Source organism: Caballeronia arationis (assembly GCF_001544975.2).
GTDB lineage: Bacteria > Pseudomonadota > Gammaproteobacteria > Burkholderiales > Burkholderiaceae > Caballeronia > Caballeronia arationis.
In genome coordinates this window covers 1-3,482 of the sequence record NZ_FCOG02000298.1, presented here as the reverse complement: position 1 = coordinate 3,482, position 3,482 = coordinate 1, and the positions used below count along the sequence as shown (strand labels likewise).

At 59.2% G+C, this 3,482-nt stretch carries 2 protein-coding genes and 2 pseudogenes; 3 read left to right on the top strand and 1 reads right to left on the bottom strand.

The window, feature by feature from the left end:
* Positions 1-374: pseudogene (locus AWB81_RS46215) on the bottom strand (IS21 family transposase); the annotation flags it as partial.
* Between the two features lie 79 nt (positions 375-453).
* On the opposite strand from AWB81_RS46215, the gene AWB81_RS47890 reads away from it, so the two are divergent.
* The 3 genes and pseudogenes from AWB81_RS47890 to AWB81_RS41205 all read left to right on the top strand — a co-directional run bounded on the left by AWB81_RS47890 (position 454) and on the right by AWB81_RS41205 (position 3,202).
* Positions 454-681 (top strand): TauD/TfdA family dioxygenase, encoded by a 228-nt coding sequence (locus AWB81_RS47890; protein ID WP_235026194.1) that lies wholly within the window; start codon positions 454-456, stop codon positions 679-681.
* Between the two features lie 69 nt (positions 682-750).
* A complete protein-coding gene (locus AWB81_RS41210; RefSeq protein WP_062644219.1) occupies positions 751-1,230 on the top strand; it encodes a 2,4'-dihydroxyacetophenone dioxygenase family protein in 480 nt (159 codons plus the stop codon).
* 335 nt (positions 1,231-1,565) lie between these two features.
* A pseudogene (locus AWB81_RS41205) lies at positions 1,566-3,202 on the top strand (3-(methylthio)propionyl-CoA ligase).
* The last annotated feature ends 280 nt before the right edge of the window (positions 3,203-3,482 follow it).

Sequence of the window (3,482 nt, the reverse complement as noted above, 5' to 3'; positions counted from 1 at the left end):
TGGTAAGCCTTACAGAACCAGCTGTAGCCGCAGCCGTCCGGATGCTGCGCCTTATATTCCTGCCACAGCAGATCGAGCGTGACGCCTTTCCTGCCGATCTCGCGATGCACCGTCGGCCAGTCCGGCATGCCGCGCGTTGGCTCGCGCCGTGCCGGCGGCGGATACAGCCTGGCCTCGAGCGCCGCGTCATCCGTCAGCAGTTCCGGCGGCAGCGGCCAGCCCAGGCCCGCCAGCCGCGTGCGGCGCAGGTAATGCCACACCGTCGTTGTCGAGGCGCCGACTGCATCGGCGATCTCCCTCTGATTGCGGTCGCACTCGAAATGCAACCGCAGCACTTCCCTGATTTTGCGCATGGTCAACCTGACATTTGCCATTCGGCACCCCCGACAAAATTGTCGAGCGTGCCACTGTTGACCCGCGTCGCCGCCACCTCGAAATCCTGTTCGCGATGGCGTGGAAACCTTGTTCTTTTTGCCGTGGAATCGGCATTCACTTTGCCGTGGAATTCGTGTTCTTTTTGCCGTGGAATCCTTGCTTACTTTGGCGTGGAATATTCACGGAAGATCGAGCACGGTCGCCATGTGGGACAACCTGCAGGTTCAGCACTACGCAGTGGCGGACTACGACAACTCGCCAAGAAAGATGCTGCGCGCCACCCTCGCGGGCACCCCGCTGGTCTAAGGCGAACAGTTTCCTCCGGCGCATCCAGGGCTGCCCGTTTTCGACCACCACTACAAAATGGAGACAGATATGCTTTACGAACACGTCGACACCGCCGTCATTGATGGCGATTCGCTACCGTGGGTACCGTTTGCGCCCTATGCGGAAAACGTCCTGCTGAAGTATTTCAAGCTTGACCCGATCCGGGGTGAATGGATCGTGCTGATGAAGTCATCGATCGACATGCAACTGCCCAAGCACCACCACACCGGTACGGTCCTGGTCTACACGATCGAAGGCAAGTGGAAATACAAGGATCACGACTGGATCGCCGGACCCGGCAGCGTCGTGTACGAGACCGCCGCGTCGACCCACACGCCTGAAGTCGTAAGCACGGGAAGCGGAGACGGATATGTGCTCACACTGGTTCAGGTAACCGGCGATCTCCTGTTCCTCGACGGGAACGACAACATCGTCGCGCTCGAAAATTGGAAGTCCGGGCTGCAGCGCTATCTTGCCTATTGCGAGCAGCATGGCATCAAGCCGAAAGACCTGACGGCATTCAACTGATCTGAATTCAAGGGGACTGCCGATATCCGCCGGGGTCCTCGTAACACTCAGTGCGTCGCCCGCAAGACGCACGAGACGGTCCGACCATATCAGGACTCCAGCACCACGCCGGGTCATCGCAGATCGCAGGCGGCGAGAAGATGGGTGCGTGCACCGACCACGCAGCCCATGTCGCATCGCCATCTCTCCCGCCGCCAGAACCGTTGTCTGATCGCAAAAAAAACCCGAGAAGAGAAACACGTGGTCCCGGTTCGCGGCCTTGAAGCGGAACCTGACAGAGGGGTACGGCTATCTGCCCGCTCCCCGATCACAGACATTACGAACGGAACGACGCCATGAACGGCTTGATGATGCAAAAGCAGTTGTTGATCTCCTCACTCATTGTGCACGCCGACCGCCATCATGGCGATACGGAGATCGTGTCCCGGCGGGTGGAGGGCGATATCCATCGCTACACTTTCCGTGACTGCCACCGTCGCGCGCGCCAGATGGCCAACGCGCTGACGAGCCTTGGTGTCAAGCCCTCCGACCGGATCGGCACGCTCGCATGGAATGGCTACCGTCACCTGGAGTTGTACTACGGCGTCTCTGGTACGGGTGCCATTCTGCATACCATCAACCCTCGCCTGCATGAAGACCAGGTCGCTTACATCGCGAATCACGCCGAAGACCAGTACATCTTCTTCGACCTGACCTTCCTGCCGTTGATCAAGGCCGTCGCCGGCCGCTGCAAGACCGTCAAGGCGTTCATCGCCATGATCGATCACGCCCATATGCCGAAAGACGCCGGCGTTGACAATCTACTGTGCTATGAAGACCTGATCCAGCAGTGTTCGTCCGATTACTCCTGGCCGATTTTAGACGAGGACGCCGCCAGTACGCTCTGCTACACCTCTGGCACAACGGGCGACCCGAAAGGAGCGCTGTACAGCCATCGCTCGTCGATGCTGCACACCTATGCGGCGGCGCTGCCTGATGCGCTGAACTGTTCGGCACGCGACGTGATCCTGCCCGTTGTGCCGATGTTTCATGTGAACGCGTGGGGACTTCCGTACATCGCGTGCATGGTCGGGGCCAAACTTGTATTCCCCGGGCCGGCTCTGGACGGCAAATCGCTGTATGAATTGCTCGAAGCCGAGCAGGTTACGCTCTCCGCCGGCGTTCCGACTGTCTGGCAAGGCCTGCTTGGTCATGTCGAGGAATCAGGTCGGTCATTCTCGAGCATGAGACGCACCACCATTGGTGGCGCGGCCTGTACCCCGGCCATGCTGCGCAAGTTCCAGGAAACCTACGGCGTAGCAGTGTTGCACGCCTGGGGGATGACTGAACTGCCGTAGGCACCATGAAGGCCCGGCATATCGAGATGTCCCAGGAAGAGCGTCATGCCGTGCAATCCAAACAAGGCGGTGTGATGTTTGGCATCGACATGAAAATCGTCGGCGCTGACGGCATGGGGTTGTCCTGGGACGGTGCGACTTCTGGCGACCTGCTGGTGCGTGGGCCATCGGTGGTGTGCGACTACTTCAGGAACGAAGGGGATAGTCCGCTGCAGTTCGATGACGACGGACAAGCATGGTTCCCGACGGGCGATGTTGCGACCATCGATGCCGATGGTTTCATGCAAGTCACCGATCGCAGCAAGGACGTCATCAAGTCTGGGGGTGAGTGGATTGGCTCCATCGACCTTGAGAATATCGCGATGGCGCACCCGGCAGTCTCTCAGGCAGCATGCATTGCCGCGAAGCACGCGAAGTGGGACGAGCGTCCATTGCTGATAGTCGTCAGGAAACTGCAAGCGGATTTGACGCGGGAAGAACTCCTCGCTTTTTATGAAGGCAAGATCGCGAAATGGTGGACGCCCGATGATGTGATCTTCGTCGACGCGATCCCATTGGGCGCTACGGGCAAGGTCCAGAAGAACTGTCTGCGGGAGCAGTTTGGCGATCATCTGATGGCCGAAGCTGCGAACTGAGCGTTGTGTGAACGCGATCCGGTCATGTCGATGAGGCCGAAGGGGAAAACGTAAGCGCGATTCAACCCGCCGCACAGTCACCACAAGGAAGCACCATGGCCGAGCTCCAGCCCAGATTGGCACGGTCCCCTTCATGAATGCCGATACGGGCCTGCCGAAAAGCGTTTTTAAATCGGAGCCTCGTATTTCGCTAGCTCGCCGACTTAGTACTACAGCCGTAGGTACGCCGGAAGCACACCTCCGCGTCGTCGATAATGACACTGCTGGGCTCGGTACTGAT

What these genes read in the sequence shown, in the direction of transcription:
- AWB81_RS41210 (WP_062644219.1), top strand. Translation starts at nt 751, where the DNA reads ATGCTTTACGAACACGTCGACACCGCCGTCATTGATGGCGATTCGCTA.